The 16,538-nt window shown below is 67.5% G+C and carries 15 protein-coding genes; 7 read left to right on the top strand and 8 right to left on the bottom strand.

Annotation, left to right across the window (positions count from 1 at the left end; translation table 11 throughout):
- Positions 1–396 precede the first annotated feature (396 nt).
- The 3 genes from ACWC5O_RS36835 to ACWC5O_RS36825 form a co-directional block, all read right to left on the bottom strand.
- Positions 397–945, bottom strand: coding sequence for a DUF1062 domain-containing protein (locus ACWC5O_RS36835; protein WP_450590211.1), 549 nt, complete (start codon positions 943–945; stop codon positions 397–399).
- Between the two features lie 118 nt (positions 946–1,063).
- The gene (locus ACWC5O_RS36830) at positions 1,064–1,513 is read right to left on the bottom strand and encodes an ATP-binding protein (RefSeq protein WP_450590212.1); all 450 of its coding nucleotides are present in this window, start codon (positions 1,511–1,513) and stop codon (positions 1,064–1,066) included.
- On the bottom strand, positions 1,510–1,734 hold the full coding sequence (locus ACWC5O_RS36825) for a hypothetical protein (protein ID WP_450590213.1): 225 nt from the start codon (positions 1,732–1,734) through the stop codon (positions 1,510–1,512). The genes ACWC5O_RS36830 and ACWC5O_RS36825 overlap by 4 nt, the downstream gene beginning before the upstream one ends.
- Before the next feature lie 115 nt (positions 1,735–1,849).
- Between ACWC5O_RS36825 and ACWC5O_RS36820 the strand changes: the two genes are divergently transcribed.
- The gene (locus tag ACWC5O_RS36820; RefSeq protein WP_450590214.1) at positions 1,850–2,713 is read left to right on the top strand and encodes a helix-turn-helix domain-containing protein; all 864 of its coding nucleotides are present in this window, start codon (positions 1,850–1,852) and stop codon (positions 2,711–2,713) included.
- A complete protein-coding gene (locus tag ACWC5O_RS36815; RefSeq protein WP_450590215.1) occupies positions 2,685–2,963 on the top strand; it encodes a DUF397 domain-containing protein in 279 nt (92 codons plus the stop codon). The genes ACWC5O_RS36820 and ACWC5O_RS36815 overlap by 29 nt, the downstream gene beginning before the upstream one ends.
- 25 nt (positions 2,964–2,988) lie before the next feature.
- Here ACWC5O_RS36815 and ACWC5O_RS36810 read toward each other — a convergent pair whose 3' ends face one another.
- The 4 genes from ACWC5O_RS36810 to ACWC5O_RS36795 all read right to left on the bottom strand — a co-directional run bounded on the left by ACWC5O_RS36810 (position 2,989) and on the right by ACWC5O_RS36795 (position 8,593).
- A complete protein-coding gene (locus ACWC5O_RS36810; RefSeq protein WP_450590216.1) occupies positions 2,989–5,037 on the bottom strand; it encodes an NAD(+) synthase in 2,049 nt (682 codons plus the stop codon).
- Between the two features lie 90 nt (positions 5,038–5,127).
- On the bottom strand, positions 5,128–7,071 hold the full coding sequence (locus ACWC5O_RS36805; RefSeq protein WP_450590217.1) for a S53 family peptidase: 1,944 nt from the start codon (positions 7,069–7,071) through the stop codon (positions 5,128–5,130).
- Between the two features lie 209 nt (positions 7,072–7,280).
- Positions 7,281–7,910: a DUF305 domain-containing protein gene (locus ACWC5O_RS36800; RefSeq protein ID WP_450590218.1), complete on the bottom strand. Its 630-nt coding sequence runs from the start codon at positions 7,908–7,910 to the stop codon at positions 7,281–7,283.
- Entirely contained in the window at positions 7,907–8,593 is a 687-nt protein-coding gene (locus ACWC5O_RS36795; protein WP_450590219.1) for a DUF3105 domain-containing protein, read from the bottom strand. The genes ACWC5O_RS36800 and ACWC5O_RS36795 overlap by 4 nt, the downstream gene beginning before the upstream one ends.
- 136 nt (positions 8,594–8,729) lie before the next feature.
- Between ACWC5O_RS36795 and ACWC5O_RS36790 the strand changes: the two genes are divergently transcribed.
- Together ACWC5O_RS36790 and ACWC5O_RS36785 are read left to right on the top strand one after the other, a co-directional pair.
- Positions 8,730–9,176, top strand: coding sequence for an Rrf2 family transcriptional regulator (locus tag ACWC5O_RS36790; RefSeq protein ID WP_450590220.1), 447 nt, complete (start codon positions 8,730–8,732; stop codon positions 9,174–9,176).
- 92 nt (positions 9,177–9,268) lie between these two features.
- Positions 9,269–10,309, top strand: coding sequence for an FAD-dependent monooxygenase (locus tag ACWC5O_RS36785; protein ID WP_450590221.1), 1,041 nt, complete (start codon positions 9,269–9,271; stop codon positions 10,307–10,309).
- 60 nt (positions 10,310–10,369) lie between these two features.
- Here ACWC5O_RS36785 and ACWC5O_RS36780 read toward each other — a convergent pair whose 3' ends face one another.
- Positions 10,370–11,557, bottom strand: a complete 1,188-nt coding sequence (locus ACWC5O_RS36780) for a globin domain-containing protein (protein ID WP_450590222.1) — start codon at positions 11,555–11,557, stop codon at positions 10,370–10,372.
- Positions 11,558–11,857: 300 nt separating this feature from the next.
- On the opposite strand from ACWC5O_RS36780, the gene glnA reads away from it, so the two are divergent.
- The 3 genes from glnA to ACWC5O_RS36765 all read left to right on the top strand — a co-directional run bounded on the left by glnA (position 11,858) and on the right by ACWC5O_RS36765 (position 16,523).
- Positions 11,858–13,219 carry a type I glutamate--ammonia ligase gene (gene glnA, locus ACWC5O_RS36775; protein WP_389184092.1) on the top strand — a complete coding sequence of 454 codons (1,362 nt, stop codon included), beginning with the start codon at positions 11,858–11,860 and terminating at the stop codon, positions 13,217–13,219.
- A 414-nt stretch (positions 13,220–13,633) separates the two neighbouring features.
- A complete protein-coding gene (locus tag ACWC5O_RS36770; RefSeq protein ID WP_450781163.1) occupies positions 13,634–14,473 on the top strand; it encodes a hypothetical protein in 840 nt (279 codons plus the stop codon).
- Positions 14,474–14,480: 7 nt separating this feature from the next.
- A complete protein-coding gene (locus tag ACWC5O_RS36765; protein ID WP_450590224.1) occupies positions 14,481–16,523 on the top strand; it encodes a M14 family metallopeptidase in 2,043 nt (680 codons plus the stop codon).
- The last annotated feature ends 15 nt before the right edge of the window (positions 16,524–16,538 follow it).

The following is a 16,538-nucleotide window of genomic DNA, read 5'->3' as shown; positions in this document are numbered from 1 at the left end:
GGCCGACTCACCCCCGTCGAATTCGAGACCGTCATGACCACACCGGCCCTCCAGGCCGCGTGACTGAACCTGTCACCCAAACCTGCAGCAGACCCCCTCGCCGACCTGGCGGACCGGGCGAACGGGGGGTACTTCGCGTCACGCAACTTCGCCGTCGCGTCCGCCTGCCACGGCGCACTCACGGCTCTCCCTGATTCCGCAGGGCTGCTCGACTCGTCCACCGGTCGCGAGTTGCTCGCGCACTGCGAGGACTTCGGCGAAGAACTCGTCACAACGATGCGGTGGCTCCGCATGACGGGTCACTAGCCATCAGGGCATGGAGTGGAGGGCGGCTCCACGCGGCGCCAGGGCCTGTCCGGCGGATCTTGCCGGACAGGCCCTGGTCCCGAGGAAGGCTCAGCGTTTGAGCGTGAAGGTGAAGTCGCCGGAGAGCTTGTCGCTCAGCCGGACTGCCGAGACGAGCTTCCCCTCCGTGATCAGTCTCTCGGCCTCGGCACGCGAAAGACCGCAACCTTCAGCGATCAGTCGCACCGGCCGGACAGGGATCCGCGCCGCGAAGCGGACCGAGACGTCGATCACCTCGTGGTCCAGGTGGTCCGATCTGCCGGTGTCGAGGTGCCAGGCGTTGTCCCAGTCGAGTGCGATGCGATTACGGCGCTGCACGACCGGATCCTGGAGCAGCTCAGCTGTCAGGTCAGGGTCGTTGTCATGCAACCGGTCCAGCAGCTCAGGTCGTACGGAGCGCACATTCATCCGCTCCAGGACCGTGAGCTTCGCAGTGTCCCCGCAAGCGGTACAGAGCACGAGGAGCCAGGCGTCGATGAGCTTGTGGTTGGCGTTGACGCGAAACTTGCCGCTTGCCCGGAAGCGCTTGGACGCGCAGGCGTGGCAACGGCGGAGAACGAGCGGCAGGCAGGTGGGCACGACCGCCCAGTTATTGAGCACAGAAGTACACCGGTTTCAGTGAGAAGTCCGCAGCAAGAAGCAGCGCGGCGCACATGCGCGACGCGCGACGAATCAGCGCTTGGGAGGTCTCACAGGGTGTACAACGGCACGTCCTTGACTAGACGACTTGGTCCGGCAGCACGGTAGTGGCGCACAGCGGCGCTGCTCCACTGGTTTTCGCTCGGGCCGAGGCGGCCGGCGTCTCGGGCCGGGGACCCGGTCCGGCCAGTTCGCACCAGACCGTCTTGTGGTCCGCGCCCTGGTCCACGCCCCAGCGTTGGGCGAGCGCGTCGATCAGGGTCAGGCCGCGGCCGGACTCGGCCGTGTTGGTGGCCGACAGGAGGATGGGGAGGGTTCGCGCGTCGGGGTCGGTGACCGCGATGCGGGTGTGGCCGTGGGCCGTGCCGGTCACGCGGACGGTCACTGGTGTGCCCTCGCCGAGGTGGTCGATCACGTTCGTCAGTAACTCCGTGGCGCACAGGTGCACTTCGAAGCCGAGTGCGCGGAGGTGGTGGCGCAGCTCCGGTACGGCCTTCGGGGTGGCGAGCAGGTTGAGTTCGAAGGTCATTTCCCGGCTGCCGTCTTCCTGAGTGCGGTGGACAGCGCCTGGGCCGTTGCGGTGTTGCAGTTCCCGAGTGTGATGAGACCGGCGGGCGGTGTGTACGTGCCCGCGAAGCTCGGGAGGTCCACGCGCAGGGAGGGCAACGTGATGCCGTGCAGGGCGAGGGCGGTGCGGAGTTCCTCCACGCAGAGGGTCACGTCGTAGGCCGTGGGGGAGTGGTCGGGCATGGGTGGGGCCTTCCTCTTCCTGTGCGTCGTGTGACGAATGCCTCACAGCCTGTCGTTGGGGTCGCTACGGTGAAAGGGGTTTCGCGTTCGCGACCGGGACAGCGGAAGGTGAACGATGGCACGGCGCAAGGACATCGACGGCTCGATGAGCGTCCCGACCTTCTACGGCAAGGAGTTGAGGTGGAAGCGGGAGGCTGCCGGACTGTCGTTGGAGGCGTTCCTTGAGGGCAGCTTCTACGGCAAGACGTTCCTGAGCGACATCGAGCGCGGGGAGCGGAGGATGCCGATCGATCTGGCTCGGCATGCCGATCGGGTGCTGAAGACTGACAGGTTCTTCGAGCGGCATTGTGAGGATGTGCGGAAGGCGCGGAGGGGGCCGCATGCCGCGTACTTCGAGAAGGTCCTGGAGGCGGAGAAGTACGCGGAGTCCATTGAGGAGTGGTGCCCCATCACCTTCCCCGGGCTGCTCCAGACCGCCCCGTACGCTCGGACGCTGGTCCGGTCGGCCCACCCGGCGGCCTCCGACGAGTGGGTCGAGGAGAAGGTGACGGCCCGACTCGCCCGCGCCCGCCTCTTCGAGGAGGATCACTCCACCCCGGAGTACTGGGCGGTCCTGCACGAGTCGCTGATCGTGGATCCGATCCTTCCTCCGCTGGAGATGGCCGAACAGTTGGACCGGGTCGTGGAGTTGGCCGAGCGGCGCCGGATCACTCCGCAGATCGTTCCGCGGACGTGCGGCGCGTATCCCCTGATGGCCGCCTCCATCATGGTGATGACCTTCCCGGACGCGCCGCCGCTGATCTACACCGAGGCATCGTACAGCGGTGACACCATCGACGATCCGGCCCTCGTGAAGCAGTACCGCAAGGCATACGATCGGCTCAGGGCCGTCGCGCTGTCACCAGACACGTCCCTCGACATGATCAAGGCAGCGGCAGAGGATTTCCGAAATGGCGAGCAACCGGGTCGACTTGAGTGACGCGCTCTGGTTCAAGAGCAGCTACAGCAACGGTGACGGCGGGGAATGCGTCGAAGTGGCCGGCGACTTCCCCGGCGCCGCCCTCTGGCGCAAGTCCAGCTACAGCAACGGGGACGGCGGCAACTGCGTCGAAGTCGCCGACAACATCCCCGGACTCGTCCCCGTCCGTGACTCCAAGGTCCCCCACGGCCCCGCCCTCATCCTCGGCGCCGCCGCCTGGGCCCCCTTCGTCGCCTCGCTCAAGAGGTGAACTGAGGGCCCAGGGGCCGCCACCGTCACGCCTCCGGCGCGTCGAACCGGGCCAAGTCCCGCAGCCAGGCCCGTGCGTTGCTGTCGGACGGTGCGCGCCAGTCGCCGCGCGGTGAGAGCGAACCGCCGGCCGAGACCTTCGGCCCGTTGGGCATGGCCGATCGCTTGAACTGCGCGAACCCGAAGAAGCGGCGGCAGAAGACCTCCAGCCAGTGCCGGATCTCCGGCAGGTCGTACGCCACCCGCTTGGCCTCGGGGAACCCTGGCGGCCAGGCGCCGCCCTCCGCATCGTGCCAGGCGTGCCACGCCAGGAAGGCGATCTTCGACGGCCTGAACCCGTACCGCAGCACATGGAACAGCGTGAAGTCGTGCAGCGCGTACGGCCCGATCTTCGACTCCGTCGACTGCATCTCCTCGCCCGGTACGAGCTCCGGGCTGATCTCGGTGTCGAGGATCGCGGCGAGCGTCTTGCCGGTCTCCTCGCCGAACTGGCCGCTGCTGATGACCCAGCGGATCAGATGCTGGATCAGCGTCTTCGGCACACCGGAGTTGACGTTGTAGTGGCTCATCTGGTCGCCCACGCCGTACGTGGACCAACCGAGCGCCAGCTCCGAGAGGTCACCTGTGCCGAGCACGATGCCGCCGCGCTGGTTGGCCAGCCGGAACAGGTAGTCGGTGCGCAGTCCGGCCTGCACGTTCTCGAAGGTGACGTCGTACACGGGCTCACCGGAGGCGAACGGGTGCTCCATCTCCTTCAGCATCAGTCGCGCGGTCGGCGTGATGTCCAGCTCGGCCGCGGTCACACCGAGCGCCCGCATCAGCGCGTGGGCGTTGTCCTTGGTGTGGTCGCTGGTGGCGAAGCCGGGCAGCGTCCAGGCCAGGATGTCGCTGCGCGGGCGGCCCGCGCGGTCCATCGCGCGGGCGGCGACGATCAGCGCGTGCGTGGAGTCCAGGCCGCCGGACACCCCGATGACCACCTTCGGGCCGCCGATCGAGGCGAGTCGCTGCTGGAGGCCCTCGACCTGGATGTTGTACGCCTCGTAGCAGTCCAGGGCGAGACGGTCGGCGTCGGCCGGCACGAACGGGAAGCGCTCCAGGCGACGGCGCAACCCCAGGTCGGTGTGCGGCGGATCGAGCTCGAAGGCGACCGTCCGGAAGTCGTCGGTCCGGGCGCGGTGCGTACGGCGGTTGTCGTCGAACGTGCCCATCCGCTGCCGCTCCTGCCGCAGCAGGTCGAGGTCCACGTCGGCCACCGCGTAACTGTCGCCGAGCGGGAACCGCTCGGTCTCCGCCAGCAGCGCGCCGTTCTCGTAGACCATGGCCTGGCCGTCCCAGGACAGGTCCGTGGTCGACTCGCCGAGGCCGGCCGCCGCGTAGACGTACGCGGCGAGGCAGCGGGAGGACGCCGAACGGCACAGCAGCTTGCGGTCCTCGGCCCGCCCGACCGTGATGGGGCTGCCCGAGAGGTTGACGAGGAGGGTCGCACCGGCGAGGGCCGCCTCCGCGCTGGGCGGCACCGGCACCCACATGTCCTCGCAGATCTCGGCATGGAGCACGAGACCGGGAACGTCCTCGGCCGCGAACAGCAGGTCCACGCCGAACGGCACGGTCTCGCCGCCGACCCGGATGGAGCCGCCGCGCTCGTCGGCGCCGTCGCCGATCTGCCGGCGTTCGTAGAACTCCCGGTAGTTCGGCGGATACGACTTGGGGACCACACCGAGGATCCGGCCGCGGTGCACGATCACCGCGCAGTTGTAGATCCGGTTGCGGTGGCGCAGTGGGGCACCGATGACCAGCACCGGCAGCAGGTCCGCCGACCCGGCCACCACCTCGCCGAGCGCCTCCTCGACCTGATCGAGCAGCGCGTCCTGCAGCAGCAGGTCCTCGATCGAGTAGCCGCACAGCACCATCTCCGGGAAGACGGCGACGGCGACCCCCTCCCCGGCGCACCGGCGCGCGTGGCGCAGGACCGCTTCGGCGTTGGCGTGCGGGTCGGCGATGACGGTGTGGCCCGTGCACGCGGCGACGCGTGCGAAGCCATGCTGATAGATCGACCAGAAGTTCAACGGAGGCACGCGCCCAGTGTAATCGTCAGAGCGACGCAATGGGGGGCGCGGGGTGTTGCATACCCCACGCCCCCCTGCGGTGCCTACCGCGTCAGCGGATCAGTGACGGCGGTACGACTGGACGTAGCCGTTCGCGGGCGAGCCCACGCCGGTGACGTCGTCGTAGCCCTTCACCGCGGACAGCGAGCTGTCCTTGCCGAGGCTGCGGACCGAGGTCGCGAGGCCGCCGGAGGCGTCGAGGCCGTTCACGAAGTCGATACGGGCCACCGCCAGGCCGGAGCCGGTCGGGTTGTCCGTGACGTCGTGGAACACGCCCTTCTTGCCGTACTTCGCGTAGATCGCCGGGTTGGCGAAGCCGAGCGCCTTGCCGCCGTGCGCCTCCTGGGCCAGGGCCTGGACCGCGGCGATCACCGGGGCGGCCAGCGAGGTGCCGCCGATGCGGTACTCGCTGTACTGCTCGGTGCCGTCCGGGAAGGTCTGGGTCTGGCCGACCAGGAAGCCGGTGTTCGGGTCGGCGATGGCCGAGATGTCCGGGACGACGCGGTTGCCGTCGGCGCTGTTGGCCTTGGCGAGCTTGTCCGGGACGACGCCCTTCTGGTAGTACGGCTGCGCCACCGTCTTGCTGGTGCCGCCGCCCGCGCCCGAGGTGAACGCGCCGGGGAAGTTGGTCCAGCTCTTGCCGTCGGCCGACAGCAGAGCCTTCTCGGTGCCCCAGCCGGTCTCCCACTGGTACGTGTCGCCCTTGCCGACGGCCAGCGAGGTACCGCCGACCGCGGTCACCCACGCCGAGTTGGCCGGGGTGTCGACCTGCTTCGTGCCGGTGTTGGCGACCTCGTCGCCGTTGTCACCGGAGGAGAAGTAGAAGCCGATGCCCTGGACCGCGCCCAGCTGGAAGACCTGGTCGTAGGCGGCCGCGAGGTCCGGCGTCTGGTTGGCCTCGATGTCGCCCCAGGAGTTGGAGACGATGTCGGCCAGGTGGTTGTCGACGACCTTGCTGAGGGAGTCCAGCAGGTCGTCGTCGTAGCAGGACGCGGCGCCCACATAGGTGACGTCGGCGGCCGGCGCGACCGCGTGCACGGCCTCGACGTCGAGGGTCTCCTCGCCGTACCAGCCGGCCGCGCCGCACTCCTTGGTCTTGGTGTAGTTCTTCGGCAGCGCCTGGTGCAGCTGGCCGGTCTTCCAGGCAGCGTCACCGTGCTTCAGCGCGTACTTGCCCGCGTCGAAGGCGATGGTCGGCGAGGCGTACGCGTCGGTGATCGCGATGCGCACGTTCTTGCCGGTGTAGTCGCCCGCGCCGTAGGCGGCACGCAACTGCTTGCCGGTGTAGCCCTTGATCGCGTACGGGATCTTCCCGCCGTACGCGTCCGGCAGCGTGGTCGCGATGTTCGAGCCGAAGTACGAGGAGAACGGCCCGGAGTTCTTGAACACGGCGTCCGGGGGCGGCAGCTGGTCGTCGTGGGTCGACTTGTGCGGGGCGTTGTCCAGACCGGTGACGGTCAGGACGGCGCCCTGCAGACCGGCCGGCGCCGAGGCGGTCCTCGCCGGGGCGCGGTAGGTCTTGGACCCCTTGACGAAGTTGTGCAGCTGGGTGCCGAACGCCTTCTCGGCGGCGGCGACGTCACCGGAGACGGCGACGTAGTGCGAGGTGACCTCGGTGACCTGGAGCCCGGCGGCCTTCAGCCAGGACTTGACCGCCGCCACCTGGGCCTTGGTGGCCCCGAAGCGGGCCTGCGCCTTCTTGGCGCTCAGGTACTTGCCGTACTGCGGCGAGCTGGGGTCGGACACGGCCTTGGCGTAGGCGGCGAGTCCGGCCCGGTCCCGGCCGGCCAGGTACACGCGGGCCTTGACCTGGGCATTGTCGGCGGTGGCACCCTTGTCCGCCTTGGCCGTGGCCCACGCGGGCTTGGTGCCCGCCAGAGCGTCACGTGCCGGGGTGTCCGCGGCGTGCGCCGCGGATATACCGAACGCCAGCGCTCCGGCGATCATGGGCAGTGTCGCTGCCATGCTCACGCCGGCGCGCACCTTGGCGCGGTTGGATCTCATAGAACCCCCTGCGATGCGGTTCGCATGCATGTAGTGGTCGGTACGTCGTGGATCCGCACACCGGCCCGCGGCGGCGTCGGCCCGCGAAGGGATCACACGATGGGGGCCACTCTTTCGATGAACCGTTCATGCCAGGGGAACGCAAAGGTCAAGAGAAGCTCAAGTAACCGTAATCCAGGGTGATTTGAGGCTTTCGTCCGTACGGCGGCTTACGAACGGGGTTGTGCGCCCCGTTCCTTGAGCATGCCGGTCATCAGCTCGATCTCCGACTGCTGCGCGTCGACCATGCCCTGCGCGAGCCGCTTCTCCACCCCGACGGTGCACTTGGCCACACACCCCTCGGCCATGTGGATACCGCCCTTGTGATGGTCCGTCATCAGCTGGAGATAGAAGATCTCCGCCTGCTTCCCGCTCAGCGACTGGAGCTTCTTCAGCTCGGTGTTGGTCGCCATGCCCGGCATCAGTGCGCCGTCCTTGCCGGAGGCCATGTCGCCCATGCCCATCCAGGTCATCGGCGGATCGGCCGACACCTTCGGCAGCCCCCACAGATCCAGCCAGCCCAGCAGCATCCCGCGCTGGTTGGCCTGCGTCTGCGCGATGTCGTACGCGAGCCGCCGCACCTCTTCGTCCTTCGTGCGGTCCCGCACGATGTACGACATCTCGACGGCCTGCTGATGATGGACGGCCATGTCCCGCGCGAACCCGGCGTCGGCGGACTCGGCCGCGGGCGTCTTCGTGTCGGATCCGCCGTCCTCGGCGACCGCGTACGTGATCGCCCCGGCGGCGACGAGCACCGCCGCCGCGGCGCCCGCCACCCAGCCGATGTGCTGCCGCCTCACTTCATGACCCCGCCGGTGCACGAGGCCCCCGGCTCGGGCGTCTGTGCGCCCTGCACGTAGGAGGCGAAGAACTTGTCCACCTCCGGGTCGCTCGCGCTCTTCACGGCCACCTGGTGGCCCCAGGCCGACAGGACCAGCGGGGCGGCCTGGTTCTCGTACGGGCTCATCAGCGAGTACGGCGTCTTCTTCACCTTGGCCGCGAGCGCGTCGACGTCGGCCTTCTGCGCCTTGCCGGTGTACGTCACCCAGACCGCGCCGTGCTCCAGCGCGTGCACGGCGTTCTCGTCCTGCACGGGCTTGGTGTAGACGTCGCCGTTGCAGTTGAGCCACACCGGGTTGTGGTTGCCACCGACCGGCGGGTGCATCGGGTACGACACCTTGGTCGTCACGTGCGTCCGCGCCAGCTTCCCGGACCAGGTCTGCACCCCGTCCTTGCCGGTGGTGAAGTGCCCGGAGTCCCCGGAGTTCTTGGCGTCGCCGCTCGAGACCGTGTCGTTCTTGCCGGACTTGTCCGACTGCGAGTTCACGAGGACCACACCGCCGACGACGAGACCGCCGACGACCACCACGCTGGCGGCGATGGTGAGGGCCCGGTTACGGCGCTCCCGGGCACGCTCGGCGCGCCGCAACTCCTCGATGCGGGCCTTGCGCGCCGCGCTGCTGCTGTTCTTGGCGGAACCCATGAGGTGTCCTTCTTGGGGGAAAGGGACGTGGATGGTGGGGCTCGCTGATCGTAGTGCGCGGGGAGTGCCTGTCCGTAGGGAGGGCGCAGCAACCGGATAATTTGAACCCCGGATGCGCATTACCTACCCTCGCGGTATGCGGTTGCTGCGCTCCACCGACCTGGCCCTGCGAGTCCTCATGCGGCTCGCCGTCGCCGGCGACTCCAGCCCCACGACCCGCCAGGTCGCGGCGGACATGGACGTGCCGTACACGCACGCCGCGAAGGTCGTGGCGGAACTCCAGCACCTGGGTCTGGTCGACGCCCGCCGCGGCAGGGGCGGCGGCCTCGCCCTCACCGAACGGGGCCGTACGGCGTCCGTGGGCGCGGTCGTGCGCACCTTCGAGGGGGACGGCGACGTCGTCGACTGCGAGGGCGGCACGACCCCCTGCCCCCTGAACTCCGCCTGCCGCCTGCGGGGCGCCCTGCGCCGGGCCCAGGAGGCGTTCTTCGCGACGCTGGACCCGGTGACGGTGGGGGACATGGTGGCGGAACCGACGGGGCCCCTGCTGCTGGGCATCTCCAGGGGACCGCGGGGCGTCTGAAGGGCCGCCGTCTGGCCGGAAACGGCCGTTGATCGACTCCCTGGGTCTCGTGAAGGCTGGGACCTCCGCATTGATCGACAACGGGGGTACGTATGAGGATCCTGATCTCCGGCGCGAGTGTCGCCGGACCCGCCCTGGCCTGGTTGCTGCACCGCGACGGCCACGAGGTGACCGTCGTCGAGCGGGCCCCGGCCCTGCGCGACAGCGGCTACGCCGTCGACTTCCGGGGACCGGCCTTCGAGGTGCTGGAGGAACTGGGCATCCTGGAGGAGATGCGCGCCCACGCCACCGGGATGACGGGCACCGACCTCCTGGACGCCGACGGCGACCGCGCCGGCGAGCTGCCGCCCGAGACCTTCGCCGGTGAGCTGGAGGTCCCCAAGCGCGAGGTGACCCGCATCCTCCACGAGCACACGGCTCGGACGGTGCGGTACGTCTTCGACGACTCGATCAACCGCATCGATCAGGACGCGACCGGTGTCCGGGTCGGCTTCGAGCGGTCCGCCCCGGACACGTACGACCTGGTGGTCGGCGCCGACGGCATCTACTCCGTGGTGCGCCGCCTGGTCTTCGCCCCGCACTCCGAGGCGATCCGCCACCTCGGCCTCTCGGGCGTCGGCTTCAGCACGGCCAACCACCTCGGCCTGGACCACCGGGGAGCGCTGTGGCAGACCCCCGGTCGGGCGGTCTACACGTTCAGCGCGGCGGACCGGGACCGGATGTCCGTCAGCCTGTCCTTCGCCAGCGACTCCGCGGCACTGGACCTGCTGGACCGCGCGGAACAGGAGCGCGTCACCCGGGACCGGATGGCCGGCGCGGGCTGGCTGCTGCCCCGCCTGCTGGAGGACATGTCCGCCGCCACCGACTTCTACTTCTCCTCGGCCTGCCAGGTGCACCTGGACCGCTGGTCCGAGGGCCGCGTGGTCCTGGTGGGCGACGCGGGCTACTGCGCCGCCCCGACCTCCGGCATGGGCACCTCCCAGGCCCTGGTCGGCGCCCACACCCTCGCCCGCCACCTCGCCGCCTCCGACGACCACACCAAGGCCTTCGCGGCCTACGAGCAGGAGCTGCGCCCGTACGTGACCGAGAACCAGGAGATCGGCCGGGAGGGGGCGCGGCGCTTCGGGGCCTGAGAACCACCCTGCGGCCACCGCCGCGCACGGCCTGCGTGGCGGTGGCCCGGGCCGCATCCGTCAGCCCTGGGCGAGCCAGAGGTCCGGCCCGAACACCTCGTAGTGGATGTCCGCCGGAGCCACGCCCTGCTCGATCAGCTGTGACCGCACCGCGCGCATGAAGGGCAGCGGGCCGCACAGGTACGCGCGCGTGCCGGGGTGCACTGCGACGTCGGTGAGGTCGACCAGGCCGGTGCGGGTCCCGGGCTCGGCGTCACGCTCGTAGAAGAAGTGCGTGGACGCGTCCGGGAGCTTGGCGGCGTACGCCTCGTGGTCGGCGCGCAGGGCGTGGTCGGCGGGGGAGCGGTCGCCGTGCACGACCGTGACCGGGGCGGCGTGGCCGTCGGCCGCCAGTGCGGCGAGCATCGCGATCATCGGGGTCACGCCGATGCCCGCGGAGGCGAGCAGGAGCGGCCGGCCGGCGGTGTCGCCGAGCACGAGGTCGCCGTACGGCTCGGAGAGGTCGAGGACGTCGCCCTCGCGCACGCGCGCGTGGAGGTGGTTCGAGACCTCGCCTTCGGGCGTGGCGTCGTCGCCCTGCACGCGCTTGGCGCTGAACTGGCGGAGCGTCTCGCCGGGCGCGCCGGACAGGCTGTACTGCCGTATCTGCCGGGCCCCGTCGGCCAGCTCGACCTGGACGGAGACGTACTGCCCGGCGCGGAAGTCGCGCACCGGGCCGCCGTCGGCGGGCCGCAGCCGGAAGGTGACGACGTCCGCCGTCTCCTCGACACGTTCCACGACCTCCCACGGCCGTCGCCGCGTGCTGCCGCTCTCCTCGTACAGCCGCTTCTCGATGGCGATGAGCGCGTTCGCCATCAGCCAGTACACCTCGTCCCAGGCGGCGGCGACCTCGGGCGTGACCGCCTCGTCCAGGACCTCGACGATGGCGGCGAAGAGGTGCTCGTGGACCACCGGGTACTGCTCGGGGGCCACGCCCAGCGAGGCGTGCTTGTGCGCGATACGGCCGAGCAGGGCGTCGGGCCGCCGGTCCGGGTGCTCCAGCAGGTGCGTGGCGAAGGCGGCGATGGATCCGGCGAGGGCCTGCTTCTGGGAGCCGGCGGCCTGGTTGCCGCGGTTGAAGAGGTCCCGCAGCAGTTCGGGGTGAGCGGCGAACAGCCGGGCGTAGAAGCGCTCGGTGATCTCGCCGATGGCCGCGCCGACGGCGGGAAGGCTGGCGCGGACGGTGGCTGCGGACTGCTCGGACAGCATCGTGACTCCTCACGGCTCGACTGCTCGGCTCGACGGATCGGCTCGGCTGATCGGCACGCTATGAAAACTTGCATCTGAGATGCAAATTAACTGGGTGTGGCTTCGCTCACTGGGGAAGCGGACCGGCCATTACGGATGTCGGTGAGAGGAGGCAAGATGGGCGGCAGAGCAGTACACCTGCCGTACGACAGGCATTCAGGCCTAGGACGCCAGGGCGATCAAGGTCCGCAACGCGCTTGAAACGGTGTTGTGGTGAGATGCTCCCAGGCGGCCTGACCAGCAAGGATGGGGAAGCGGAAGATGGACAAGCAGCAGGAGTTCGTGCTCCGGACCTTGGAGGAGCGCGACATCCGGTTCGTACGCCTTTGGTTCACGGACGTGCTGGGCTTCCTCAAGTCCGTCGCCGTGGCCCCGGCCGAGCTGGAGCAGGCCTTCGACGAGGGCATCGGCTTCGACGGCTCCGCCATCGAGGGCTTCGCCCGGGTCTACGAGTCCGACATGATCGCCAAGCCGGACCCCTCCACCTTCCAGGTCCTGCCGTGGCGTGCGGAGACCCCGGGCACGGCCCGCATGTTCTGCGACATCCTCATGCCCGACGGCTCACCGTCCTTCGCGGACCCGCGCTACGTGCTCAAGCGCGCCCTGGCCCGCACCTCCGACCTGGGCTTCACCTTCTACACCCACCCCGAGATCGAGTTCTTCCTGCTCAAGGACCGCCCGCTGGACGGCTCCCGCCCCACCCCGGCGGACAACTCGGGCTACTTCGACCACACCCCGACCAACGTCGGCATGGACTTCCGCCGCCAGGCGATCACCATGCTGGAGTCGATGGGCATCTCGGTCGAGTTCTCCCACCACGAGGGCGCCCCCGGCCAGCAGGAGATCGACCTGCGCTACGCCGACGCACTCTCCACGGCGGACAACATCATGACGTTCCGCCTGGTCATGAAGCAGGTGGCCCTGGAACAGGGCGTCCAGGCGACCTTCATGCCGAAGCCCTTCTCCGAACACCCGGGCAGCGGCATGCACACGCACCTGTCGTTGTTCGAAGGTGACCGGAACGCGTTCTACGAGTCCGGCTCGGAGTACCAGCTCTCCAAGGTCGGCCGCTCCTTCATCGCGGGCCTGCTCAAGCACGCGGCGGAGATCTCCGCGGTCACCAACCAGTGGGTGAACTCCTACAAGCGCATCTGGGGCGGCTCCGAGCGCACGGCCGGCGCCGGCGGCGAGGCCCCCTCCTACATCTGCTGGGGCCACAACAACCGCTCGGCCCTGGTCCGCGTGCCGATGTACAAGCCCGGCAAGACCGGCTCCGCGCGCGTGGAGGTCCGCTCCCTGGACTCCGGCGCCAACCCGTACCTGGCGTACGCGCTGCTGCTGGCCGCCGGCCTCAAGGGCATCGAGGAGGGCTACGAACTCCCGCCGGGCGCCGAGGACGACGTCTGGGCCCTCTCGGACGCCGAGCGCCGCGCCATGGGCATCGAACCCCTCCCGCAGAACCTCGGCGAGGCCCTCACCCTCATGGAGCGCAGCGACCTGGTCGCCGAGACCCTCGGCGAGCACGTCTTCGACTTCTTCCTGCGCAACAAGAAGTCGGAGTGGGAGGAGTACCGCTCCGAGGTGACGGCGTTCGAGCTGCGGAAGAACCTGCCGGTGCTGTAAGGGCAGGTCGAGTGGGTTTCCCGGCGAAACGATCCCGTGGGGCCGACGGTCGCGGACCGTCGGCCCCACGGTGTCTCACAGCTCCTGGGCCGTCGTGCCGGGGGAGTTCCTAGGAGTTCGATTCTGATGCCACGCCTACATCAGCAGGGCATGGAAGACGGCACCGGTGGCCTGCACGATCCAGACCGCCCCCGTTTGCGTCAGCGGCCGGTGTCTGTTTGCCTGGCATAGGGGGCCGGTGGTTGAGCTCTGGCTGCGGAGTGGTCATCGAAGGTATCGAACCAACCCGTGATGCGCTCATCGTCAATGTCCGTTAGTTCGCTGGTCGGCGGAGCGCTGGAAACTCGACCTGGCGGATCAGTGGCAGCACCAGCCCTGTGGCCGGCGAGGCGGGCCGAGACAAGGAGGTGCCTGATGCCAGAGGGGACCCCAGCGTCTGGGCCGGAAGCGTCTGAGATCGAGGCTCTGCGAGCGTCTGCCGCCGTCCCTGGTGCGGATGTTCTGCAGATTGCCGCCCAACTGAGTTCGTTGTCGGGACTGCTGGCCGCCAATGATCACCTTCTTGATGCGGTCACTGCGCAGCAGGCTGCTGTCGACGTGCTCAAAAGTCACACCCTGGACTCCGGTCAACTCGCTGTGTACCGGTTTGACCTGGCGTCCTTCCTGCATTCGCTGGCCTTCCGGTTGTGGGCTGTGCAACGCGATGCCGACGCCGTGGCCGTGGCGCGCGAGACGATTACCGCGTATGAGCGGGCGGCCGCCGTCCCTGGTGCGGATGTTCTGCAGATTGCCGCCCAACTGAGTTCGTTGTCGGGACTGCTGGCCGCCAATGATCACCTTCCCGACGCCGTCACCGCCGGCGCTGAGTCCGCCAGTATCCACCTCGTGCACGGTGATGACTCGAGTCGGGAGGGTGCCCTGGCGAACTTGACCGCCCTGTATGCGCGCGCTCCTGGACTACGGATCATGCGCGCGGTGCTGGCGATGGCGAACCTGGATCTCTTGTCGTCAGCAGTGCGGGAGTTCCACCGGGACATCTATGCAGCCGGGGGTATCCGCCTGGGGGACGACGGTGTGGGCCGAATTGAGTGTTATGCGCCGAGCGAGAAGCTCGAGATTCTGCGCAATAGAGGCATTGCCGTTGAGATCGTGGCTGATCAGACAGCCATAGACCTGGCCCGGCGAGATGTAGTCGTACAGGGCAATTGCTTTGCTGATGGCTCGATTCCGTCTGGCGTCGGAGAGAGGATTTGAAGCGATCATGACCGACCCGAACAGATACCTAAATGTTGAAGAGGTAGAGAGCGCACTGTCTAATCTAGCCGCGTCCTTCCCATCGCTTTGCGAGCTGATCGAGTTGCCTCATCGAACCGTCGAGGGCCGGACCTGCCATGCGATCAGGCTAAGAAACGGGATGGCCGACAATCGGCCAGCCATATTTTTCACAGGTGGCTTGCACGCACGCGAGTGGGGCAGTTGCGAGATACTAATCAATCTGGCAACGGACCTCCTGAGGGCATTTACTGATCATTCGAGTTTGCGCTACGGAGGCGCATTCTTCGCAGCGTCTGATGTGCAGGTGATTCTCAATCGGCTTGACATTCTGCTCTTCCCGCAAGTCAACCCTGACGGTCGCCATTACAGTCTGATCCACGACACTGGCCCCGAGGAAGCACACTATTGGCGCAAGAACCGAAATCCAGCCAACTCTGGTGGTCGTTCCGAATGTGTCGGCGTTGATATCAATCGGAACTTTGACTTCCTCTTCGACTTCGACAACGCATTCTCTCCCCTCTCGAAGGTGCGCGAGCATACGTCGACTGACCCATGTGATCACGAGGAGTATCATGGCCCGGCTCCGTTCTCCGAACCGGAGACTCAGAATGTGAAATTTCTATTCGATTCCCACCCGGAAATCCGCTGGTTCGGGGACATTCACAGCTACTCCCAGGATTTCCTGTTCGCTTGGGGTGACGATGACAGTCAAACGATCGATGCGTCAATGCATTTTCTCAACTCCGACTTTGATGGGAAGCGCGGCGTTAGGGGGGATGCCGCCTATGGAGAGTTCATTAAATCGGCCGATCTTGAGGTTTTGAGATCCATTGCGGAGACTTTTATAAACGGCGTCCACCTGGTGCGCGGCAAGTTTTACAGTGGGATGCCTTCGGCCAATCTTTACCCAACTAGCGGAACGAGTGATGACTATGCCAGCTCTCGTCATTCCGTCGATTCGAGTCAGGGCAAGATATTCGCTTTCGTAGTCGAGTGGGGGAAAGAGTTTCACCCCCTGTGGGAAGATGCGTCGGGCGATGACATGCTGCACATCGTGGCCGATGTGACCGCTGGCCTTATCGCCGTTTGCCGCGATTCTGCCCTGAACTTGCCAGGTGTCCGCGGGGTCCCCGCGCTCATTCAAAGCAATTTTGGGGGTCGAAACAATTTCGAGTGTGCGGCACCCCTGGAAAGGAGAGGTATCGGTCACGCGTCCCAAAACAAGGCAGGTTCCTTCTTCTGGGATTTCGTGACGCGATTCGCTGTCGACGTTGGATTTGTCGATGCGGTCAGCCTGATCCAAAGTACCTTTGGACCTGGAAACTTCGAAGTCGTGGCCCGCATCGGTGACCAGCTCAAGCACTTCTTTCGCGAGTCCACGCCGCCCTTTGCATGGTTCGGGCCAATCCCTATCGGATCCGGGGTGAGTGGAACTCCTGCGTTCATCCAAAGCAACTTCGGCCCCGGAAACTTCGAAGTCGTGACGCCCATGGCCGAGGGCGGGCTGGCCCACTTCTTTCGCGCGGATCCCGGCACCCCATGGCTTGGCCCAGCGCGATTCGCCACCGAATTTGGCCACGTCGAGGCGGTCAGCCTGATCCAAAGTACCTTTGGACCTGGAAACTTCGAAGTCGCGGCCCGCATCGGTGACTCGCTCCACCACTTCTCCCGCGGGGATCCCGGCACGCCCTGGAGCAGGCCAATGTTCATTGCGGACGGGGTCACGGGGAACCCGGTCCTTCTTCAAAGCGATTTGGGGCATAACGGAAATTTCGAACTAGTGACTCCACTGCGCGAGGGGGGTCTGGGTCACTTCGCTCGGTTCAATGACGAGCCTGCTCTGCCCTGGCGTGGGCCAACAAGATTTGGTACAGACCTAGGCATGGTGGACGCGGTCACTATGATTCAAAGCACCCTGGGACCGACCGGTCTGGAAGTCATCGCTCGTGTGGGCAGCACATTGCGGGAATTCACCCGCGATAACGGACCGGCGTTTCAATGGGTGGTAACCGGGCCGCCAGAATTTTGACGCCCATATCGCCAC

This window comes from Streptomyces sp. NPDC001450, from assembly GCF_053597295.1.
This window is presented reverse-complemented; position numbering and strand designations above follow the sequence as displayed.

Coding starts and splice junctions, on each gene's coding strand:
- ACWC5O_RS36830 (WP_450590212.1), bottom strand. CDS start 1,513: ATGACCTTCGAACTCAACCTGCTCGCCACCCCGAAGGCCGTACCGGAG.
- ACWC5O_RS36825 (WP_450590213.1), bottom strand. CDS start 1,734: ATGCCCGACCACTCCCCCACGGCCTACGACGTGACCCTCTGCGTGGAG.
- ACWC5O_RS36820 (WP_450590214.1), top strand. CDS start 1,850: ATGGCACGGCGCAAGGACATCGACGGCTCGATGAGCGTCCCGACCTTC.
- ACWC5O_RS36815 (WP_450590215.1), top strand. CDS start 2,685: ATGGCGAGCAACCGGGTCGACTTGAGTGACGCGCTCTGGTTCAAGAGC.
- ACWC5O_RS36805 (WP_450590217.1), bottom strand. CDS start 7,071: ATGAGATCCAACCGCGCCAAGGTGCGCGCCGGCGTGAGCATGGCAGCG.
- ACWC5O_RS36795 (WP_450590219.1), bottom strand. CDS start 8,593: ATGGGTTCCGCCAAGAACAGCAGCAGCGCGGCGCGCAAGGCCCGCATC.
- ACWC5O_RS36790 (WP_450590220.1), top strand. CDS start 8,730: ATGCGGTTGCTGCGCTCCACCGACCTGGCCCTGCGAGTCCTCATGCGG.
- ACWC5O_RS36785 (WP_450590221.1), top strand. CDS start 9,269: ATGAGGATCCTGATCTCCGGCGCGAGTGTCGCCGGACCCGCCCTGGCC.
- ACWC5O_RS36780 (WP_450590222.1), bottom strand. CDS start 11,557: ATGCTGTCCGAGCAGTCCGCAGCCACCGTCCGCGCCAGCCTTCCCGCC.
- glnA (WP_389184092.1), top strand. CDS start 11,858: ATGGACAAGCAGCAGGAGTTCGTGCTCCGGACCTTGGAGGAGCGCGAC.
- ACWC5O_RS36770 (WP_450781163.1), top strand. CDS start 13,634: ATGCCAGAGGGGACCCCAGCGTCTGGGCCGGAAGCGTCTGAGATCGAG.
- ACWC5O_RS36765 (WP_450590224.1), top strand. CDS start 14,481: ATGACCGACCCGAACAGATACCTAAATGTTGAAGAGGTAGAGAGCGCA.